The following is a 19,622-nucleotide window of genomic DNA, read 5'->3' as shown; positions in this document are numbered from 1 at the left end:
CGCGCCCACGCGTCATACCCCCATGCGACCACCTGCATGGGAGTTCAGGATGCACCAGTTACAGTTTCGCCGCGTCGTTGCGGCGCTCGCAGGCAGATGCCGATGGCCGAGGCCCGGCCTCGGCACGGCGCTCATCGGCGCCCGCATTTTCGTCGCATTCGCGCTGCCGTCGCTCGTGCTCGCGCACGAAGCCCATCCGGTCGCCCCATCGGTTGCGCACAGCGCGGACGAGCGCGCGTTCCTGGAGGAGAACGACGCGGCGATGACCAAGATGATGAACGACATGGCGGCCAAGCCGACCGGCGATATCGATCGCGACTTCGTTGCGATGATGAATCCGCATCATCAGGGCGCGATCGACATGGCGGTCATCGAACTGCGTTACGGCAAGAATGAGCAGCTACGGCGCATCGCCCAGGAAATCATCGTCGATCAGATGCAGGAGATCGCGGCGATGAAGCTCGCCATCGGCGAGCCCGCAACGGACACGACGCCGGCCCCGACGCAGCCGCCATCCGTTCCAGCCGCAAACGTTCATCATCAGGGCATGCAGATGGATATGTCCGCCGGAATGAAGAAATAGGAGTCATCGATGAAGACGTCGCAAAGTAACCTCATGAAGAGCATCTTCCTGGCAGCCACGATGCTTGCCACCGGCTCGGCCGCATGGGCAGGGCAGGCGCCGGGCGCGCTATCCGCCCCCGATATTCCGATGAGCCATCACGATCGCGTCTATGCGGCCGAGCAGTTCTCGAACACGGTCTCGGTGACAGATCCGGTCGACAACAAGCTGCTTGGTGTGATCCGCCTGGGAGATCCGCAGCCCGGCAATTTCAGCCCGCTCTACAAGGGCCAGGTTCTCGTGCACGGCATGGGTTTCTCCCCCGATCACAAGACGCTCGCCGTGGTCTCGATCGGCTCCAATTCGGTGAGCTTCATCGACACCGCGACCAATGCGGTCAAGCACGTGACCTATGTCGGGCGGTCGCCCCACGAGGCGTTCTTTACGCCGGACGGCAAGGAGGTGTGGGTCACCGTTCGCGGCGAAAACTACATCTCCGTGATCGATGCGAAGAGCTTGAAGGAGAAAGCCCGTATCACGACCCCCAACGGGCCGGGGATGCAGATCTTCTCGCCCGACGGTAAATACGGCTACATCTGCTCGTCGTTCAATCCCGAGACCGATGTTGTTTCTGTCGCCGAGCACAAGATCATCGCCAAAGTGAAGCAGGAGAGCCCATTCTGCCCGAACATCGCGGCGACGCCCGATGGAAACCAGGTCTGGTTCACGCTGAAGGATGTCGGCCGGACCCAGGTTTTCAACGCGAAGCCGCCGTTCAACTTGATCAAGACGATCGACACCGGTCCGATCACCAATCACGTCAATTTCGCGCACACCGCGAAGGGCACATTCGCCTATGTCACCGTCGGTGGCCTGAACCTGGTGAGGGTCTTCCGCACGGACGATTTCTCGCAGGTCGCGACGATCCCGGTCGGTAATCTGCCCCATGGCGTCTGGCCGTCTGGCGATGGCACGCGCATTTATGTCGGCCTCGAGAACGCCGACGCCCTCGCGGCGATCGACACCGCGACCAACAGCGTGGTTGCGAATGTCCCGATCGGCCAGGCACCGCAGGCGATCGTCTACGTTCCAGGCGCGGCGCCCAATCCGGATGATCGCCAGAATCTGCAGCCGCTGGGCGTGGCCGGCCAGGTCGCCCATCTTTCGATGGGCCCCAAGGACGGATCGAAGGATGGCGCGGCGCCGACCAGCGTCTCGCTGTTCGATCAGGGCCTGATCCAGATATTGCAGGCTTCGGTGACAGGACTTCAACCCAAGCAAAAATATGTGCTTGCGCTGGCGGATCGAAATGATGGAAGCGGCCCGCTGCAGCCACTCGCGGCCTTCATGACGAATCCGGCCGGATCAGCTATCGTCAACGCGGCTGGTCCGATCCGCCAGATCGTCGATCAGTCCGCGGCCTCCGGAAAGCGATATCTCGTGATTGCCTCCGGTGATGCGGCCGAGCCCGGCGGCGCGGTCCAGATCGAGACGCAATGACGCGCCATCGGGCGTCAACGAAAGGCAGGCGGAGCACTCCATGAAGGACATGCTGGTTCAGGTCGAGCCGCTGATCCCCTCGCTCCGCCGTTATGCGCGCGCGCTGATGCGTGATCGCACGACCGCCGACGATCTGGTTCAGGATTGCCTGGAGCGCGCCGTCAGCCGCTGGCATCAGCGGCGTGACGGCGGCGTGCGCGCCTGGCTGTTCACCATCCTCCACAATCTGGCGGTCAGCCAATTCCGTCAGGCCGCGACGCGGGGAAGGCATATGCCGATCGATGATGCAGGCGAGCGCGAGCTCGCGAGTGCTGCCGCACAGGAGCACAGGCTGATCTACCAGGACGTCCTGAACAAGCTCGCGAGGCTGCCGGAAGAGCAGCGGGCCGTGCTGTTGCTTGTTGCCGTCGAGGATTTTTCCTACGCCGACGCCGCGAAATTGCTGGATGTCCCGGTCGGGACCGTGATGTCGCGGCTGTCACGCGCGCGGGAACGGTTGCAGCAGGAGATGGAGGGGGCTGCGCCGGGGAATGTCGTGGAATTGCGGAGCATGAAATGAGCCAGCGACCGATCACGGAAGATGATCTCCACGCGTTTGTGGATCAGGCACTTGCACCTGAGCGTCTTGGAGAGGTTGTTTCCTATCTGAACGATCATCCGGATGCCGCCGAGCGCGTCGCGGCCTTCGCCAGCCAGCGCGAGCAGTTGCGCGGCGCGTTGGCTTCGATCGCGGATGAACCAGTTCCGGCCGAACTGAACCTGTCGCACATCATTGAACGTCGAAAGCGACGTCCATTGCGGGCATGGAAAGCAATCGCGGCGCTGTTGCTGGTGAGCATCGGCGGTCTCGGCGGGTGGACCGTGCGCAGCCTGTTGCAAGGTGGTTCGAGCGGATTGTCCGCCTTGGCGCAGGAGGCCGCCTACTCCTATGGCGTCTACGCACCGGATCGCGTGCGGCCGGTCGAAATACGTGCTTCCGACAGGGCCGAGCTCACGCAATGGGTTTCCAGCCGGCTGAAGCGGGCGGTCAAGGTGCCTGATCTCTCCACGTCGGGCTATCGGCTGATGGGAGGGCGCCTGGTTGCGACCTCGCATGGTCCGGCCGCGATGTTCATGTATGACGACGATCAGGGCGACCGTCTCGTCATGCTGACACGTCCAATGAGCAGCGGCAGTCAGGATGCGCCGATGATGCCGCACGCCGCCGGCGATATCGCGGGCTTCGCATGGGCGGATCGTGGCATGGGCTATACGCTCGTCGGCCAGCTTCCGGGGGACACCCTTAAGCCGATCGCAAACGAGATCCGGAAACAGGCGGGACCGATCTAGCTTCGGAAACCGGGGAACGGGTCCGCGCATTGGCGCGAACCCTGATAGCGAAGCCTGGCGCCGTCGGCGGTCATGAAGCTCTTGGAGCGATAGCCGACCTTGTTGGCCGGGCCCAGGGCCACGCATGCTATTGCGCCGAATGGCCGATGGCCAGTGCTTCCCGAGCGCTTCTCAAGCCCGTCCCGCTGCTCTATGGTGCCGCCGGCCGAACGGAGGAAACCAATGAAGAACACGATTGCCAGGCTCGCCGGCGCGCTGCTGGCGCTGACGCTCACCACCGGATTTGCCGCAGCGCAAAGCAAGGTCACCATCGCGATCGGCGGCGGCTCCTGCCTGTGCTATCTGCCGACGGTGCTGGCCAAGCAGCTCGGCGAATACGACAAGGCCGGCCTCAGTGTCGAACTGGTCGACCTCAAGGGCGGCTCGGACGCGCTGAAAGCCGTGCTCGGCGGCAGCGCCGACGTGGTCTCCGGCTATTTCGACCATTGCGTCAATCTGGCTGCCAAGAAGCAGGAGCTCCAGGCTTTCGTGGTCTATGACCGCTATCCCGGCCTCGTGCTCGTGGTCGCGCCCTCGCGTACCAACGACATCAAGTCGGTCAAGGATCTCGCCGGCAAGAAGGTCGGCGTCAGCGCGCCCGGCTCCTCCACCGACTTCTTCCTGAAATACATGCTCAAGAAGAACGGCGTCGACCCAACCAGCGCCGCCGTGATCGGCGTCGGCCTCGGTGCCACCGCGGTCGCCGCGATGGAGCAGGGCCAGATCGATGCCGCCGTAATGCTCGACCCCTCCGTCACCGTGCTTCAGGGCAGCCACAAGGATCTGCGAATCCTCTCCGACACCCGCACGCAGAAGGACACGCTCGAGACGTTTGGCGGCGAATATCCCGGCGGCGCGCTTTACTCGACCGCGGCCTGGGTCGCCAAGCACGAGAAGGAGACGCAAGCGCTCACCAACGCGATCCTCGCCACGCTCGCCTGGATCCATTCGCACAGCCCTGAGGAGATCATGGCGAAGATGCCGGAGGAGACGGTCGGCAAGAACAAGGATCTCTATCTCGCCGCGCTGAAGAACACGATCCCGATGTTCTCCGAGACCGGCAAGATGGACCCGAAGGGCGCGGACGCCGTGCTCGCGGTGTTCAGCGTCGGCTCGCCCGAGGTGGCCAATGCCAAGATCGACGTCAGCAAGACCTTCACCAACACCTTCGTCGAGCAGGCCAAGAAGACGACGGGGAGCGCCAAATAGCCGACGCGAAGGCGTGATAGCCGCCCCCTCATGACGTCACCGATCATCCATCGCGTCACGACGCTCGATCTGGCCGTCCGCCCGATCGCCTGGCCGTTCGCGGAAGAGCGTCGCGACGAGATCGCGGCGCATTTCGCCGAGAAGCAGCGCGAGCGGCCGAAGATCTGGAACGGACGCGTCCTGGTCGGGCGAGATCCTGTGTTCACAGACGGCCATTTCGCCGCGACCTATTTCGAGACCGACTTCGCGAGCTTCCTCGCCTGGCGCGACTGGGGCTTTCCCGGCGCTCCCGTGTTCAACGGTTTCGGCATGGGTGCGCTGCGCACGTCCGATGGCGCCTTCGTCATGGGCGAGATGGCGCAGCACACCGCCAACGCAGGCCGCATCTATTTCCCTTCGGGCACGCCCGATCTCGACGACGTCAGGGGTGGCACACTCGACATACCCGGCAGCGTCATCCGCGAGCTCGAGGAGGAGACCGGCCTGACGGCGGCAGACTATCGCGTCGAGCCGGACTGGCATTGCGTCGTCAGCGGTCCCACGATCGCGATGATGCAGGTGCTCAACCTGGATATGTCAGGCGAAGAAGCGCGCGCCCGGATCGAAGCCAACCTCGCCCGCGAGGACGAGCCCGAATTGTCGGCCATCCATCTCGTGCGCGGGATCGGCGACCTCACGCCGACCATGCCGCGATTTGTCACGGCCTTCGTCGAGCAGCAGTTCGCCTCGCGCTGACGCGCAAGGCTTGACATCCCGGCGTTCAGCCCATGTGATGGGAAAAAGCAAAAGCAAAAAGATTGCAATGCACAATCGTCCAGGGAGGTTTTGATGCGCCTGCGCATGGCTGCCCGCTTGGTACGTGGGCTGTTGGTCGCGATATCAGCGACGGGCTTGGCGGTGTCCGCCCAGGCTCAGGACAAGAAGATCAAGATCGGCGTCGTCTTTGATTTGACCGGGCCTCTGGCCGGCGGCGGCTCCGAGCTCAATTATGTCGGCACAAAGATCATCCTCGACCATTTCGCCAAGACCGGCGTCGAAGGCTACAAGATCGAGGCGGTCTATGCCGACGCGCAGAGCAAACCCGATATCGCCATCAACGAATCCGTGCGCCTGCTCGAGCAGGAGAAGGTCGACATGGTGCTCGGCTTCTTCTCGTCGGCGCAGTGCGTGCCGGTGGCCGCCCGCGTCGAGCAGCTCAAGAAATTCATGTGGATGACGACCTGCATCTCGTCCGCCGTGTTCAACGAGAAGGGCTACAAATACGTCTTTCGCCCACAGGCGAGCGGTGATCAGTTCGGCATGATGACGATGGATTTCATCGCGCAGAACGCCAAAGCGAAGTTCGGCAAGGAGCCGAAGGACCTGCGCGTCGCCATCATCCACGAAGACGGGGCTTATGGTGTCGACGTCTCCAAGGGCAACGAGGCCGGTGCGAAGAAGGCGGGCTTCAACGTCGTGATGAAGGAGGGCTATTCGGCCACCGCGCCCGATCTGTCGGCGCTGGTGACCAAGCTCAAGCGCGCCAAGCCCGACGTGATCTTCCACACCGGCTACAATCCGGACATCACCCTGCTGCTGCGCCAGGCGCGCGAGCAGGGTCTGAAGTTCGGTGCGCTGATGGGCCACGGCGCAGGCTATGGCGTCTATGAGAAGCTGAAGGAAGGCATGGGAGCAGACGCCACCTATATCTTCAACACCGACCCGATCTCGATCTGGCTCGCCAACCAGAAGACCATGGATCCGAAGCTTGCGCCCGTCATCAAGATGGTCGGCGAGGAGTTCGACAAGATCAAGCCCGGCGTTGCCATCCGCTCCGCCCATGTCGGCATCGGCGCGTCCAACACCTACGTCTTCATGGCCGACGTGCTGCCGCGGGCAATCAAGAAGTACGGCGGAGTCGATCCCGAAGCGCTGCGCAAGGCGGCGCTCGACACCGACATCGCCGAAGGCGGCACCATGCTCGGCTTCGGCGTCAAGTTCTACGGCGAGGGCACGCCGATGTCGGGCCAGAACGAACGCTCGTTCCCGGTCGTGATCCAGTACATCGACGACAAGTCCTCGGTGGTGTGGCCCAAGAGTCAGGCGCAGCGCGAGGCCGTGCTGCCGCTGCCGAAGGGCACCACCTACAGCAACCAGTAGCAGCGGAGGGCTCTGGTGCTGGAAGTCAGTGGGCTGGTGAAGCGGTTCGGCGGCTTCACCGCCGTCAACAATGTGTCGTTCCGGGTCGATCAGGGGGAGATCCTCGGCCTGATCGGGCCGAACGGTTCGGGCAAGAGCACGATCTTCAACATGCTCTCCGGGACGCTGGCGCCGACATCGGGCTCGATCGTGTTCGACGGCTCGGAGATTGCAGGCCTCGCACCGCACCGGATCATCAACAGCGGGGTCGGCCGTACCTTCCAGATTCCGCGGCCGTTCCGCCGCCTGACCATCTTCGAGAACGTCGCGCTCGCCGGCTTTTACGGCCAGGGCCGCCATAGCCGCGCCAGGGCGGAGGAGGCGGCCGAACGATCGCTGGCGATGGTCGGCCTGCCGACCGATCGCCATGCCAGCGTCGATGGCCTCGGCGCGGCCGGGCTGAAGAAGCTCGAACTGGCGAAAGCCCTCGCGACTGCGCCAAAGCTGCTGCTCGCCGATGAGAGCCTCGGCGGTCTCGACGAGACCGAGATGGACCAGGCCGCCGACATGCTGCGCAACATCCGCGACGAGCTCGGCATCACCATCATCTGGGTCGAGCACATCATGGGCGTCTTGATGCGCGTCGTCGACCGCGTCATGGTGCTCGATCACGGCGAGAAGATCTCGGAAGGATTGCCGAGCGCGGTTGCGGGCGATCCGCGCGTCATCGAGGTCTATCTCGGCACCGATGCCGAGACCACGCAGGCCGCGGCCGCCGAAGCGCGCCGCCGTGCGGGAGGCGCCTGATGCTGGAGCTCCGCGCCGTGAATGCCGGCTATGGCACCTTCCAGGCGTTGTTCGACGTCGATCTCGACGTCAAGGCCGGCGAGGCCGTCGGCGTCATCGGCCCAAATGGCGCCGGCAAGACCACCTTGATGCGCGTCATCTCCGGGCTGATCCGACCCTCGCGCGGCTCGATCCGGATGGAGGGCACCGACGTCGTGGCAACGCCGCCGCACAAGATCGTCAGTCTCGGCATTGCGCATGTGCCGGAGAACCGGCGGCTGTTTCCGCAGCTCTCGGTCGACGACAATCTCAAGATGGGCGCCTTCGTGAAGGAGGCGCGCAGCCACTATGCCGAGCGGCTCGAGGTCGTGTTCGACCTGTTTCCGCGCCTGAAGGAGCGCCGCCACCAGATGGCCGGCACCATGTCCGGCGGCGAGCAGCAGATGTGCGCGATCGGCCGCGCGCTGATGTCCAATCCAAAGCTGCTGCTGCTCGACGAGCCCTCGGCGGGGCTGGCGCCGGTCGTGGTGCAGCAGGTGTTCGAGCTGGTGAAGCGGATTCGCACCAGCGGGCTGACGGTGCTGATCGTCGAGCAGAACGTGCAGCAGGTGCTGAAAGTGGTCGATCGCGCCTATCTGATCGAGGCAGGCACGATCCGGGCATCCGGCACGTCCGCCGAGATGCTGGCGAGCGACACGGTCAGGGAAGCTTATCTCGGGGTGTGATGGGCATGCAGGGATTTCTCGACATCTTCGACATCTACCTGCTGGAGGCCGTGATCAACGGCATCCTGCTCGGCGGCGTGCTCGCACTGCTCGCGCTCGGGCTCAATCTGATTTTCGGCGTCATCGACGTGACCTGGATCTGCTATGCCGAGCTGGTGATGATCGGCATGTATGCCATGTATTTCATGGTGCAGGTCTACGGCCTCAGCTATTTCGTCGCCGCGCCGTTCACCATCCTGCTGGTCGCGATGCTCGGTGCCGCGCTGCACTTCCTCGTGATCGCGCCGCTATTGACCGCCCCGCCGATCAACCAGCTGCTCGCGACCGGCGGCGTGCTGTTCGTTCTCCAGAGCTTTGCCACCGTCGCCTTCGGCATCGACTTCCGCAATCTCGGCATCCGCCTGCCGGTGCTTGCGTTCGGCGACATGAATTTCAGTTATGCGCGACTTCTGTCCTTCCTGGCGGCGCTGGTCGGCATGGTCTGCGTCTATCTGTTCATGACGCGCACCTTCACCGGCACCGCGATCCGCGCCATCTCGCAGGACCGGCAGATCATGGCGCTGATGGGGGTCGACACCAGGCGGATCTATCTCATCACCTCTGCAATCGGCGGTGGGCTGGCCGGGCTCGCTGCCTGCCTGCTGGTGCTGCAATACGACGTGCATCCCTTCGTCGGCCTCTCCTTCGGGCCGATCACCTTCCTGATCTGCGTGCTCGGCGGCCTCGGCAATTTCATCGGCGGTTTCATCGCCGCCTTCGTGTTCGCCGAGATCATCTCGCTCGGCGGCCTGTTCTCGGATCTCGAATGGGGCTATGTGCTCGCCTTCGCTTTCTTCATCGTCATGATGTTCATCCGGCCCGCGGGCCTGCTGGCGAGGCGCCGATGATGGGGCAGGGGCGGCTTGCAGCTTGGGGGATCGGACTGGCGGCGCTGGTCGCGCTGCCCTTCGTCTATCGCGATCCCTATCATCTGCACATCCTGGTGCTGATCCTGATCTGGTCGTTTGCCTACACCTCCTGGTCGATGATGGGGCGATTCGGCCTCGTCTCGCTCGGCCATGGCGGCTTCATGGGGATCGGCGCCTATGTCACCGCGCTCTTGTGGAATCATTTGGGCGTGTCGCCATGGATCGGCATCCCGGTCAGCATGGTCGCGGCCGGCGCGCTTGCGCTGATCGTCGGCTATCCCTGCTTCCGCTTCCGCATCACCGGACATTATTTCGTGCTGGTGACGTTGGCGCTGTCGGGCATCGTGCTCCAGGTCATCACGGCGACGCGCGATTACACCGGCGGCTCGCTCGGCTATACGCCGAACCGCGCGTCCGGCAACAAGCTGCTGGCGCTGCAATTCGATGACAAGATCACCTGGTATCTGATCGCACTCGGGGTCTGGTTGTTCGGCATCGTGGTCTGGCACTGGGTCGACCGCAGCATGAGCCGCTACGCGCTGGAGGCGATCTCCGAGGACGAGGACGCCGCGGCCGCCGCGGGCGTGAACGTAACCGCGGAGAAACTCAAGATCACGCTGCTCAGCGCGGTGATGACGGCGCTCGCGGGCGCGATCTACTGCCAGTACCAGATGTTCATCACCCCCGACACGGTCAGCGGCATCGCGGTCTCGCTGCAGATGGTGTTCGCGGCCATCGTGGGCGGCCTGTTCGTCTCGCTCGGCCCGACCTTTGGCGCCGTGATCACCATCCTGCTGGCGGAGACCCTTCGCATCGGCTTCGGCACCAAGGCGGTCGGCTGGGACAATCTCGTCTATGGTGTGCTGCTGGTCCTTTTCATCATATTCCTTCCCAAGGGCATCCTTGGTAGCGTGCTCGACCGACTGAAGCCGCAACGCAAGGTGCCCCGCGCTCATGAGCAAGAAGCCGTCTAAATCGCTCGACCAGGAACTTGACCGCTACATCACGCCATTCCGCTACGACGGATCGGGCAAGTTCCATCTCAAGGATCACAAGACCGACGAGAAGGACGATCTCGACAAGGAGAAGGCACAGGCGCTTCTGGACGCCAACAAGAAGCGGCTGATCGGGTTTCAGGAGAAGCTCTACGCCCAGGACCGCTGGTCGCTCCTGATCGTGTTCCAGGCCATGGACGCCGGCGGCAAGGACAGTGCGATCAAGGCGATCTTCGAGGGCATCAACCCGCAGGGCTGCGAGGTCCATGCCTTCAAGGCGCCGAGCAGCAAGGAGCTCGACCACGATTTCCTATGGCGTCATGCGATCGCGCTGCCCGAGCGCGGCCATATCGGCATCTTCAACCGATCCCATTACGAGGAGTGCCTGGTCACGCGCGTCCACCCGGAGCTGCTCGCCAAGGAGAAGCTGCCGCAGAAGCTCGTCACCAAGAACATCTGGAAGGAGCGGTTCGAGGACATCTCGTCGTTCGAGCGCTATCTCTGCCGCAACGGCACCGTGGTGCTGAAGTTCTTTCTCAACGTCTCCAGGGAGGAGCAGCGCAAGCGCTTCCTCGACCGGCTGGAGGAGCCGGCCAAGCAGTGGAAATTCTCGATGGACGACATCAAGGAGCGCGCACTGTGGCCGCGCTACCAGGCGGTCTATCAGGATATCGTCCGGCATACCGCCACATCTCATGCGCCGTGGTACGTCGTGCCCGCGGACCACAAATGGTTCGCGCGCGTCGTGATTGGCTCGGTGATCAATGCCGCGCTCGAAAAGCTCGACCTGCGTTTTCCGCGGGCCGACAAGGCCTCGGTGGAGGAGTTCGAGCAGGTGCGCAAGGCGCTGGAGAAGGAGGGCAAGGGGAAGCGGTAAGGCGCCGCGATCGCCGATCCAGCAAGATCCCGTAGGGTGGGCAAAGCGAAGCGTGCCCACGACTTCCAAAGACGTGGCACGGCGCTTGAGCGCCTTTGCCCACCCTTGTATTAGCGCATCGGTATAGGATTGGCCCCGTTCCGTGAGGAATGGCCCAGCCCGGGTGGCCACCCTGGCTGGGCCGCCGATCGATCGGATCGATGCCCACCGAAGCCTTGAGGGCTGCGTTTCGTAGCAAGATCGCGGTCGGCACTTCATCGGGACCCGCATGGTTGAACGAACTTCAGGTTCGCATAACAAGGGAGGGTCGAGGAAGATGGCCAAGCGTAACACGATCTGTGCCGGGATCGATACCGGCAAACGCAAGCTCGACGTGGCGATCGATGGCAACTCTGAGCAGTTGCGGGTCGACAACACGGCAAGAGGTCACCAGGCGCTGGTGGAGTGGTTGAAGTGCCGCAAGGTAAAGAGGGTCGGGATCGAGGCAAGTGGAGGCTACGAGCAGGCGGTCGTTGCGGAGCTGCGGCGCAAGCGTTTCGTCGTCGTGCTGTTTCAGCCGAAGCAGGTCCGCGCCTATGCCACGTTCCGTCTGCTGCTGGCTAAGAACGACAGGATCGACGCGGCGCTGATCGCGACGTGCACTGCCGCGGTCAAGACGATCCATCCTGCACCGGATCCGCGGTTGCAGCCCTTTGCCGAGCATCTGACCATGATCGATCAGATCACGGAAGACATCGCAAGGCTGAAGAACCGGCTCGAGAGTTGCCGCGACAAGCGGATTCAAGGGGTTTGGAAGGCGCAGATCGCGCTGTTGGCAAAGTCCAAACGAGCCGAGTTCAAGGCGCTGCTGGCGGCGATCCGCAAGCATCCTGATCTCGCCGCACGGCTCGATCTGATCTACAGCGTCGCCGGCTGCGGTCTGCCGACCGCGGCTGCCGTCCTGATCAGGATGCCCGAGATCGGCAACATCACACGCGAACGGGCCTCAGCTCTCAGTGGACTGGCGCCTTACGACGACGATAGCGGCGAACGATCCGGTGCCCGTCACATCAAAGGTGGCCGTGAGCGGCTGCGTTGGGCGCTCTACAACGCGGCTCTTCCGGCATCCTCCCGATGGAACCCGCAGATGAAGGCTCTCTATACAAGGCTGATCGCCGCCGGAAAATCTCATAAATGCGCGCTGGTCGCTTGCGCCAGAAAGTTGCTCGTCACGATCAACGCCGTGGTCGCCCGCGGAACTCCGTGGATCGCCGAAGCGCCTCAAACTGCCAAGCTGCCCGCCACCTGATCGCGTTTCTTTGTTCGATCAGGCGGCCGTTTCTTCGTCCCGACCTTCCGCCTGGACGACGCCGTGCGCCGCGGCCGTCAAGGTTGGCCGTCGCGAACGCCCCGCGTCAAACTCGCTGCCGCCAGGCCACACCTTGACGGCTGCAAGCCCGGCGTCATGCTTGCGGAAAATCGGGAGAACCTTAATGGTTGCTACGAGTTCGGCGCCGCCCCTCAATACCCGCGACCCCACCAGTAGCAGAAGCGCTCGATGTTGGCGGGCAGTGCGGTTTCGTAATTGGCCCACTTCTCATACTTCGGCAGCTTCACTTCCTTCATTGCGGTGTCGAAGCACTTGCCGCTATCTGCGGCCTTCTTCACCTCGGTGGAGAGATCCTCCATGTAGGCGATATCGTCCTCGATGTCCTTCTTGGTGCCGAAGCGGCCGCCGGCATAGGGATGGCCGGGGATCATCCGCTCCCAGTCGAGTGACGCCAGCTTCTTCAGCGAGGCGATGTATTCCAGCGGCGAGGCGTTGTCGGGGATGTTGCGGAACTGGACCTGCTCGATCGGTGCGAGGTCGACCACGAAGACGATCCTCTCCTTCGGCAGGCGCATCACGAGCGAATTGTCGGAGTGGTTGCGGCCGACATAGTGATGCTCTTCTTGTCGTCCACCACCTGGTCCGGCATCACGACATCGGCGAGCAGCGATTTCTGCTTTTTCAGCTCGAGGAAACGCTCCTTGGTCCGCCGGTGCGCGATGAAGGTGGCGCCGAGATCCTTGAAGGGCTGGCCGCCGGCGATGTGGTCGTAGTGGTGGTGGCTGTAGACGACGTATTTGATCGGCTTGTCGGTGACTGCCTTGATCGCATCGATATAGGGCTTGGCTGGACGCAAATAGGCGATCGGGTCGGTCGCGATCACGCCCTGCGGCGTCACGATGAAGATCGATTGATGGCCGCCATAGCGGAAGACGTAGACGTTGTCGGTGCCGTCGACCTTCTTGGTCGAGGTCTGCGGAGGATTTTGCGCGGCAGCGGGTCCAAGTCCGGCAACGATTGCCGTGAGTACGGTGAGGCAAATCGATATCTTCATGTCTGACTTTCTGAAAATGAATGAGGGCGGGAGACAGGTATCCTCGCCATCACAAACGCTGGCGGAATGATTTTATTCCGCTGCATTGAGTCGCAGGCGATCCAGGCCGACACAGTATGATCCAGCGCCGAGCCGCCCCCGAGGAACTGGCGCGTCAATTGTGATTGCTCTCACGATTGATCTCGCTTGACAGTCTTGTGGCACAGGAGGAGCATGGTCGCGGTCGCAAACAAGCGACGCGCAACGTCCACCTCATGAGCAAGGGGAGGTCTATGACTCCACCTCCGCAAACCCAGCCGCGTTAAGTGCGATGGAGCTCGTTCGGACTATCGCATAGCGGCAGAAACCGCGAACGGCACGCCGGGTCAAGGTTTAGCGGGCTGCATCAGTAAGGCAGAGCCCCTACCTTCCCGGCGCTGTATTTTGCATCACCCGATCATGTCGGATCAGCCCGGCGCGCCGAGTGCTTGATCGCATTCTGCTTTTCCCCCTTCTTCCACGTCGCCGTCATTTCGGGTCAACGCCTGGAATGACCGAGTGATATGGAATGAGGAGTTCCTTCCCCGCGGCGCATCCTTCGATACGTGTCGCTTCGTCGCGACCGCGGTTCCTCCATCTTCGCATTGCGGCAAATGCCAAGAGAATGTCGCCCCAAAGGCCAACTTCCGACACAGGCCGGGGGCGAATAGCGGCCATCCGACATGATGCATGCGCTTCGGCGGTGACGGGTCCCGACACCGCCGGTGCATGCATTTGTTCCAGGAGATCCTCGTGTCGCATAAGCTTGCCCCGGCGCTCCTCGCCGCTCTCTTCCTCGCGATCTCCTCTCTCTCAGCTGTCAGCGCCGAAACGCCTCGGCCGGCGACGAACAATGCCGCCGCGCTGTCGCCCGACGAAGCCAGGCGCGCGCTGGAGACGCTTCAGGACGACAAGAAGCGGACGCAGATGATCGACACGCTGCGTGTGATCGCCAATGCGTCCGGTCAGCAGCAGCCTGCGCCGCCCGCGCCCGAGCAGAAGTCGCCGATCCCGCTCTCGGCCGACGGTCTCGGTGCGCAGCTCCTGCTCACGGTGTCGGAGGAGATCGGCGACATATCGAGCCAGATCGCCAGCGTGGCGCGGACGATCACGCATTTCCCGGCGTTCTATTACTGGATCGTGCGGACTGCGAATGATCCCGCGGCCTATAACCTTCTGATCGAGATCGCCTGGAAGCTTGCATTGGTGGTGGGTTGCGGGCTCGCGGCCGAATGGGTGCTGTTCCGCCTGATCCGTCGCCCGGTTGCCTTCCTGGAGGGACGCGTGCCGCAAACCGCGCATCTGCCCGCGCAGGTGCTGCCGATTGCCGATCCGCCGTCGTCGGTTGCCGATGTCACCCCTGCGCCCGAACTGAGCAAGCGGCGTCACAGCCTCGCGCGCGCCTGGCAGATCGTGCTGCGGCTGCCTTTCGTGCTGGGGCGCTTCGTCCTCGAACTCCTTCCCGTACTCGTCTTTGTGGGCGTTGCCACGGCGCTGATCGGCACCGAGCTCGGCGAGCCCACGACGGTTCGCCTCGTGATCCTCGCCGTCGTCAACGCTTATGCGGTCTCGCGCTGGCTCATCTGCCTGGTCCGGGCGCTGGCCGGACCCTTCGGCCTGTTCCCGGTGCGGGCCGAAACCGCGGCTTATGTCGAGATCTGGGCCCGCCGCATCGTCGGCGTCGGCGTCTCCGGCATCGCCTTTGCCAATGTGGCGCTGCTGCTCGGTCTGCATCGTGCCGGCTATGCCGCGCTGCTGCGCATGGTGATGCTGGTGGTGCACCTCTTCGTCGTCGTCATCATCCTGCAATGCCGCCGGCAGGTTGCCGAAGCGATCCGGGCGCCGGCCGACCGGCAGGGCATCGCCGCGCGCCTGCGCAACCGCATCGCCGGCGGCTGGCATTATCTTGCCATTGCGCTCGATCTCGCGCTATGGGCGGTGTGGGCGCTCAACATCCGCAACGGCTATTCGCTGCTGCTGCAATATTTCGTCGGCACCATCGCAGTCGCCCTGATCACCCGCGTCGCCATCGTACTGACGCTGAGCCTGATCGACCGCGGCTTCCGCATCAGGCCGGAGATCCTGCAGCGATTTCCGGGCCTGGAGATCCGCGCCAACCGCTATCTGCCGCTGCTGCGCAGGATCGTCTCCGGCGTGATCGCCTTCATCGGCTTCGTCGCCGTGCTCGAAGTCTGGGGTGTGGATGCCATCGTCTGGTTCTATGGCGGCCAGATCGGTAGCCGGCTGATCTCGGCCGTGGTGACGATCGGCCTCGCCGTGTTGGTTGCTGCCGCGATCTGGGAGGCCGGCAACGCGCTGCTGGACCGCCAGATCAACACGCTGTCACGCGAAGGGCACTATGCCCGCGCTGCCCGCCTGCGCACCTTCCAGCCGATGCTGCGCACCGCGCTGCTGTGCCTGATCGCCACCGTCGTCGGCCTCACCGCGCTGAGCGAGATCGGCGTCAACGTCGCGCCGCTTTTGGCGGGCGCCGGCATCGTCGGGATTGCCATCGGCTTCGGCTCGCAGAAGCTGGTGCAGGATCTCATCACCGGGCTGTTCCTGCTGCTGGAGAACACGGTCCAGGTCGGCGACAATGTCAGCGTGTCCGGGCTTTCGGGCGTGGTCGAGAATGTTTCCATTCGAACGATTCGCCTGCGCGCAGGCGACGGCGCGGTGCACATCGTGCCGTTCAGCGCGGTCACGACCATCACCAATGCCAGCCGCGGCGCCGGCAACGCCTCGGTCAGCGTCAACGTCGCCTACAAGGAAGACACCGATCGAGCCGGCCAGATCCTCAAGGACATCGTCGAGGAGATGCGCCGCGAGCCCGAATTCCGGCCCCTGATCCGCGGCGACCTCGATCTCTGGGGCATCGACAAGGTCGATGGCGCGATGGTGTCGATCGTCGGCCAGATCCGCTGCACCGAAGCCGGGCGCTGGCCGGTCCAGCGCGAATTCAATCGCCGCATGAAGCTGTGCTTCCAGCAGAACGGCATCAATGTCGCGTCCGCGACCCAGACCATCCTGATGCACATCGCGCCGCCGGCCGATAGCGCCGCCAATCTGACGCCGCGGCGCGCGGCCGGCTGATCGCTGGGCGACTTCCCGCTTGCCTTGGCGCATTGTGGCGGCGTTCACTCCGCTGGCAACATGCGGACGGCAAAAGGAGGAGCGCGTGGACGATGCGGGCCGGGGGGCGTTGTGCTCGGCGCCCGGCCGTTTCCGTCGCGCGCGATCACTCTGATGATACCGTTTGCGATGACCACCGGCCTTCCTGAGGCCCGCGTGCCGCGCTCTCCATGGGCGGTGGCTCTGCGGCATTAATCTTTTGCCGCGCGATGGCGTTCTCGTTCGTTCTCGTTCGCGAGAAATCTCGCTGCGGTGCGAGATCACAATCGGCGTCTCAGTCGCTACGTCCTTGATCTCAATGGAACGCTGGTCGACAATGTACACAGGTTCAATGTGAAGCTCCTTGGGGGAATTTGTGAATAGACCTGCCCGGGTCGTTGCCCAATCGAAATCGTCCAATTCGCCGCAAGGCATGGCACTGCTGCGCGATCCCCTGCTCAACAAGGGCACCGCCTTCACGGAAGCGGAGCGCGAGGCCCTCGGCCTGCGCGGCCTGTTGCCGCCTTGCGTGCTGACGATGGAGACGCAGGCTCAGCGCGTCCTCACCAATCTGCGCACGCTGCCCACGGACCTGGAAAAATACGTCGCGCTGAACGCGCTGCATGACCGCAACGAGGCGCTGTTCTTCCGCGTCGTCGTCGACAATATCGACGAGATCCAGCCGATAATCTACACCCCGACGGTCGGGCTGGCCTGCCAGAAATACGGCCTGATCTTCCAGCGGCCGCGCGGCATGTTCATCTCCTCGCGCGACCGCGGCCAGATCGCCGAGCTGCTGAAGAACTGGCCCTATCAGGCCAAGCTGATCGTCGTCACCGACGGCGAGCGCATCCTGGGGCTTGGCGATCTAGGCGCCAACGGCATGGGGATTCCCGTCGGCAAGCTGTCGCTTTATTCGGCCTGCGCCGGCGTGCATCCGGAAGCCTGCCTGCCTGTCGTGCTCGACGTCGGCACCAACAACGAAGAGCTGCTGAACGATCCCTATTATCTCGGCCTGCGCGAGCGGCGGCTGACCGGCGAAGCCTATGACAGCTTCGTCGACGAATTCATGCAAGCCGCGCGAAAGACCTTTCCGGGCGTGCTGATCCAGTTCGAGGATTTCGCCAATCATTCGGCGTTCAAGCTGCTGCACAAATATCGCGATGAAGCCTGCGTCTTCAACGACGACATCCAGGGCACCGCGGCGGTGGCGCTGGCCGGCCTGTTCTCGGCGCTGCGTGTCAATGGCGGCAAGCTGAAGGATCAGCGCATCCTGTTCCTCGGCGCCGGCGAGGCCGCGACCGGCATCGCAGATCTCGTGGTGTCTGCCATGATGGCGGAGGGCGCCTCGGAAGCCGAAGCACTCCGGCGCAACTGGCTGGTGGATTCCCGCGGACTCGTCGTCGGCAGTCGCGAAGGCCTCCACGGTCACAAGCTCCGCTACGCCCATGCCGACCAGGCGCCGATCGCCGACTTCCTCACCGCGATCAAGACGCTCAAGCCGACCGCGATCATCGGCGTTGCCGCGGTTGGTGGCGCCTTCACGCCCGAGGTGCTCAAGACGATGGCCGAACTCAACGAGCAGCCGATCGTGTTCGCGCTCTCCAACCCGACCTCGAAGGCGGAATGCTCGGCGGAGGATGCCTATCGCTACACCGAAGGGCGCGGGCTGTTCGCCTGCGGCAGCCCGTATGATCCGGTCAAGCTCAATGGCCGCAACTTCGTGCCGCGCCAGGGCAACAACTCCTACATCTTCCCCGGCGTCGGCCTCGGCGTGATCGCCAGCGGCTCGAAGCTGGTGACCGACGAGATGTTCATGGCGGCGGCCCACACGCTCGCCGATTGCGTCGGCAAGGAGGATCTTGCGCAGGGCAGCCTCTATCCGGCCCTGCCGCGCATCCGCGAGGTCTCGATCCGCATCGCCGCGGCCGTTGCCGACGTCGCCTATCAACGCGGGCTCGCCGAGGGACCCGCGCCCAACGACGTCAAGGCTCTCGTTCAGTCGCAGATGTACGAGCCGCATTACTGAGGCCGCTGAGCCGACAGTTGATCGGCGCCGGAGCGCGATCCGGTCAGGCGCTCGCCAGGCTTTCGCTGGGCGCCTGATTTCGCTGCGTGGGGGCCGGCTCGGGGCTACCTGTCCCGTTTCAGGACGCGTCACTGTGGTGGAATCGTCACAGCTGACGCGAAACGGCGGCGGCCCCAGGCCCGCTTTTGTTCCGACAAGGTTCTGCCCCGATTGCCCACCGAAACTCCGCATCATTCGGAGGGCGCATCATGTCTTGCATTGCACGTGCCGAAACTGCCCGGATTTCATTGGCAACCTCGAGCCGGCTGCTGCTGGCCATCGTCGGTGCCGCCTCGCTCGCCGCCTGCGCGCAATCGCCGGCCGGCCGCCAGAAGGCCGATCTCGCGGCGACCGGCCGGCACGCTGCGGTGGAACGGCCGCACAAGGTGGCGGCGCTGCATCGACGCCCGATCAGCCGGGTGCGCATTCCCGATGGCGATGCAAAGCAGACCACTTCGCATGGCGTCGCCAGCTTCTATTCGGATACGGAGACCGCGAGCGGCGAGAAGTTCGACAAGAACCAATTGACCGCGGCCCATCCGAGCTTGCCGTTCGGCACTAAGCTGCGCGTCACCGATGTGTCCTCCGGCCGCTTCGTGACCGTCAGGGTCAACGACCGCGGTCCCTATGTTCGCGGCCGCGTCGTCGATATCTCGCCGTCCGCAGCCGAGGCCCTCGGCATGGTCGACAGGGGCATCACCAATGTCCGGCTCGACGTCGTGCAGTGAGGCAAACTCCGTCGAACTCGACCCGCCGTACTTAACCGGCTGTTAGCCGCTCTGTCGCACCATGGCTGTCCAACAGGTCGGGGGCTCCGGGTTCGGAGCCCTCTCGGGAGGCGGCCCTTGAACACGATCCAGTATCTCGAAGATCAGGCTGCGCGCGCCGAGCGGCTCGCCAAACGGATCACGGATGCGCTGACGATCGAAAGGCTGCTGAGCTTCGCGGGCGAGCGTCGCCGCGAGATCGAGGTCATCGCCGGCAGGCACCGCAGCGCCTGACTCCCGCGTCCAT

The 19,622-nt window shown here is 63.8% G+C and carries 19 protein-coding genes; 17 read left to right on the top strand and 2 right to left on the bottom strand.

All coding sequences use genetic code 11. The features are described 5' to 3' along the window. Window positions 1-49 precede the first annotated feature (49 nt). The 13 genes from IVB24_RS31840 (at window position 50) to IVB24_RS31780 (ending at window position 12,336) form a co-directional block, all read left to right on the top strand. Window positions 50-583: a DUF305 domain-containing protein gene (locus IVB24_RS31840; protein ID WP_247770373.1), complete on the top strand. Its 534-nt coding sequence runs from the start codon at window positions 50-52 to the stop codon at window positions 581-583. A 9-nt stretch (window positions 584-592) separates the two neighbouring features. Then, window positions 593-2,062, top strand: coding sequence for a YncE family protein (locus tag IVB24_RS31835; protein WP_247770372.1), 1,470 nt, complete (start codon window positions 593-595; stop codon window positions 2,060-2,062). Window positions 2,063-2,102: 40 nt separating this feature from the next. After that, entirely contained in the window at window positions 2,103-2,621 is a 519-nt protein-coding gene (locus tag IVB24_RS31830; RefSeq protein ID WP_247770371.1) for a sigma-70 family RNA polymerase sigma factor, read from the top strand. After that, window positions 2,618-3,391, top strand: coding sequence for an anti-sigma factor (locus IVB24_RS31825; protein WP_166468447.1), 774 nt, complete (start codon window positions 2,618-2,620; stop codon window positions 3,389-3,391). Before IVB24_RS31830 ends, IVB24_RS31825 begins: the two co-directional genes overlap by 4 nt. A 222-nt stretch (window positions 3,392-3,613) precedes the next feature. Further along, window positions 3,614-4,639, top strand: coding sequence for an ABC transporter substrate-binding protein (locus IVB24_RS31820; protein WP_166468448.1), 1,026 nt, complete (start codon window positions 3,614-3,616; stop codon window positions 4,637-4,639). 30 nt (window positions 4,640-4,669) lie between these two features. Next, on the top strand, window positions 4,670-5,374 hold the full coding sequence (locus IVB24_RS31815; RefSeq protein ID WP_247770370.1) for an NUDIX hydrolase: 705 nt from the start codon (window positions 4,670-4,672) through the stop codon (window positions 5,372-5,374). A 93-nt stretch (window positions 5,375-5,467) separates the two neighbouring features. Further along, window positions 5,468-6,778, top strand: a complete 1,311-nt coding sequence (locus tag IVB24_RS31810) for an ABC transporter substrate-binding protein (protein WP_094977447.1) — start codon at window positions 5,468-5,470, stop codon at window positions 6,776-6,778. A gap of 15 nt (window positions 6,779-6,793) precedes the next feature. Then, window positions 6,794-7,564 (top strand): ABC transporter ATP-binding protein, encoded by a 771-nt coding sequence (locus tag IVB24_RS31805; protein WP_094977448.1) that lies wholly within the window; start codon window positions 6,794-6,796, stop codon window positions 7,562-7,564. Next, window positions 7,564-8,268, top strand: coding sequence for an ABC transporter ATP-binding protein (locus tag IVB24_RS31800; protein WP_247770369.1), 705 nt, complete (start codon window positions 7,564-7,566; stop codon window positions 8,266-8,268). The genes IVB24_RS31805 and IVB24_RS31800 overlap by 1 nt, the downstream gene beginning before the upstream one ends. Before the next feature lie 5 nt (window positions 8,269-8,273). Continuing rightward, complete coding sequence (locus tag IVB24_RS31795) at window positions 8,274-9,155, top strand: branched-chain amino acid ABC transporter permease (protein ID WP_094894029.1); 882 nt, start codon at window positions 8,274-8,276, stop codon at window positions 9,153-9,155. Continuing rightward, on the top strand, window positions 9,152-10,150 hold the full coding sequence (locus tag IVB24_RS31790) for a branched-chain amino acid ABC transporter permease (RefSeq protein ID WP_166468450.1): 999 nt from the start codon (window positions 9,152-9,154) through the stop codon (window positions 10,148-10,150). The genes IVB24_RS31795 and IVB24_RS31790 overlap by 4 nt, the downstream gene beginning before the upstream one ends. Beyond that, a complete protein-coding gene (locus IVB24_RS31785; protein WP_247770368.1) occupies window positions 10,131-11,048 on the top strand; it encodes a polyphosphate kinase 2 family protein in 918 nt (305 codons plus the stop codon). Before IVB24_RS31790 ends, IVB24_RS31785 begins: the two co-directional genes overlap by 20 nt. Before the next feature lie 316 nt (window positions 11,049-11,364). Next, window positions 11,365-12,336, top strand: coding sequence for an IS110 family transposase (locus IVB24_RS31780; RefSeq protein ID WP_247768358.1), 972 nt, complete (start codon window positions 11,365-11,367; stop codon window positions 12,334-12,336). Between the two features lie 212 nt (window positions 12,337-12,548). Here IVB24_RS31780 and IVB24_RS31775 read toward each other — a convergent pair whose 3' ends face one another. Together IVB24_RS31775 and IVB24_RS31770 are read right to left on the bottom strand one after the other, a co-directional pair. Further along, window positions 12,549-13,028 (bottom strand): MBL fold metallo-hydrolase, encoded by a 480-nt coding sequence (locus tag IVB24_RS31775; protein WP_346771383.1) that lies wholly within the window; start codon window positions 13,026-13,028, stop codon window positions 12,549-12,551. Beyond that, on the bottom strand, window positions 12,932-13,411 hold the full coding sequence (locus IVB24_RS31770; RefSeq protein WP_247770366.1) for an MBL fold metallo-hydrolase: 480 nt from the start codon (window positions 13,409-13,411) through the stop codon (window positions 12,932-12,934). The genes IVB24_RS31775 and IVB24_RS31770 overlap by 97 nt, the downstream gene beginning before the upstream one ends. A 771-nt stretch (window positions 13,412-14,182) precedes the next feature. Here IVB24_RS31770 and IVB24_RS31765 point away from each other — a divergent pair. From IVB24_RS31765 to IVB24_RS31750, 4 genes are all read left to right on the top strand, one after another. After that, entirely contained in the window at window positions 14,183-16,522 is a 2,340-nt protein-coding gene (locus IVB24_RS31765; protein WP_247770365.1) for a mechanosensitive ion channel domain-containing protein, read from the top strand. A 451-nt stretch (window positions 16,523-16,973) separates the two neighbouring features. Beyond that, on the top strand, window positions 16,974-18,569 hold the full coding sequence (locus IVB24_RS31760; RefSeq protein ID WP_247774218.1) for an NAD-dependent malic enzyme: 1,596 nt from the start codon (window positions 16,974-16,976) through the stop codon (window positions 18,567-18,569). A gap of 248 nt (window positions 18,570-18,817) precedes the next feature. Beyond that, window positions 18,818-19,336: a septal ring lytic transglycosylase RlpA family protein gene (locus IVB24_RS31755; protein WP_140480795.1), complete on the top strand. Its 519-nt coding sequence runs from the start codon at window positions 18,818-18,820 to the stop codon at window positions 19,334-19,336. A 117-nt stretch (window positions 19,337-19,453) separates the two neighbouring features. Beyond that, complete coding sequence (locus IVB24_RS31750) at window positions 19,454-19,609, top strand: hypothetical protein (protein WP_247770364.1); 156 nt, start codon at window positions 19,454-19,456, stop codon at window positions 19,607-19,609. The last annotated feature ends 13 nt before the right edge of the window (window positions 19,610-19,622 follow it).

Source organism: Bradyrhizobium sp. 192, assembly GCF_023100965.1.
Lineage (GTDB): Bacteria > Pseudomonadota > Alphaproteobacteria > Rhizobiales > Xanthobacteraceae > Bradyrhizobium > Bradyrhizobium symbiodeficiens.
Note: the sequence above shows the minus strand (reverse complement) of the source record. Positions and strands in the feature narration are given on the sequence as shown.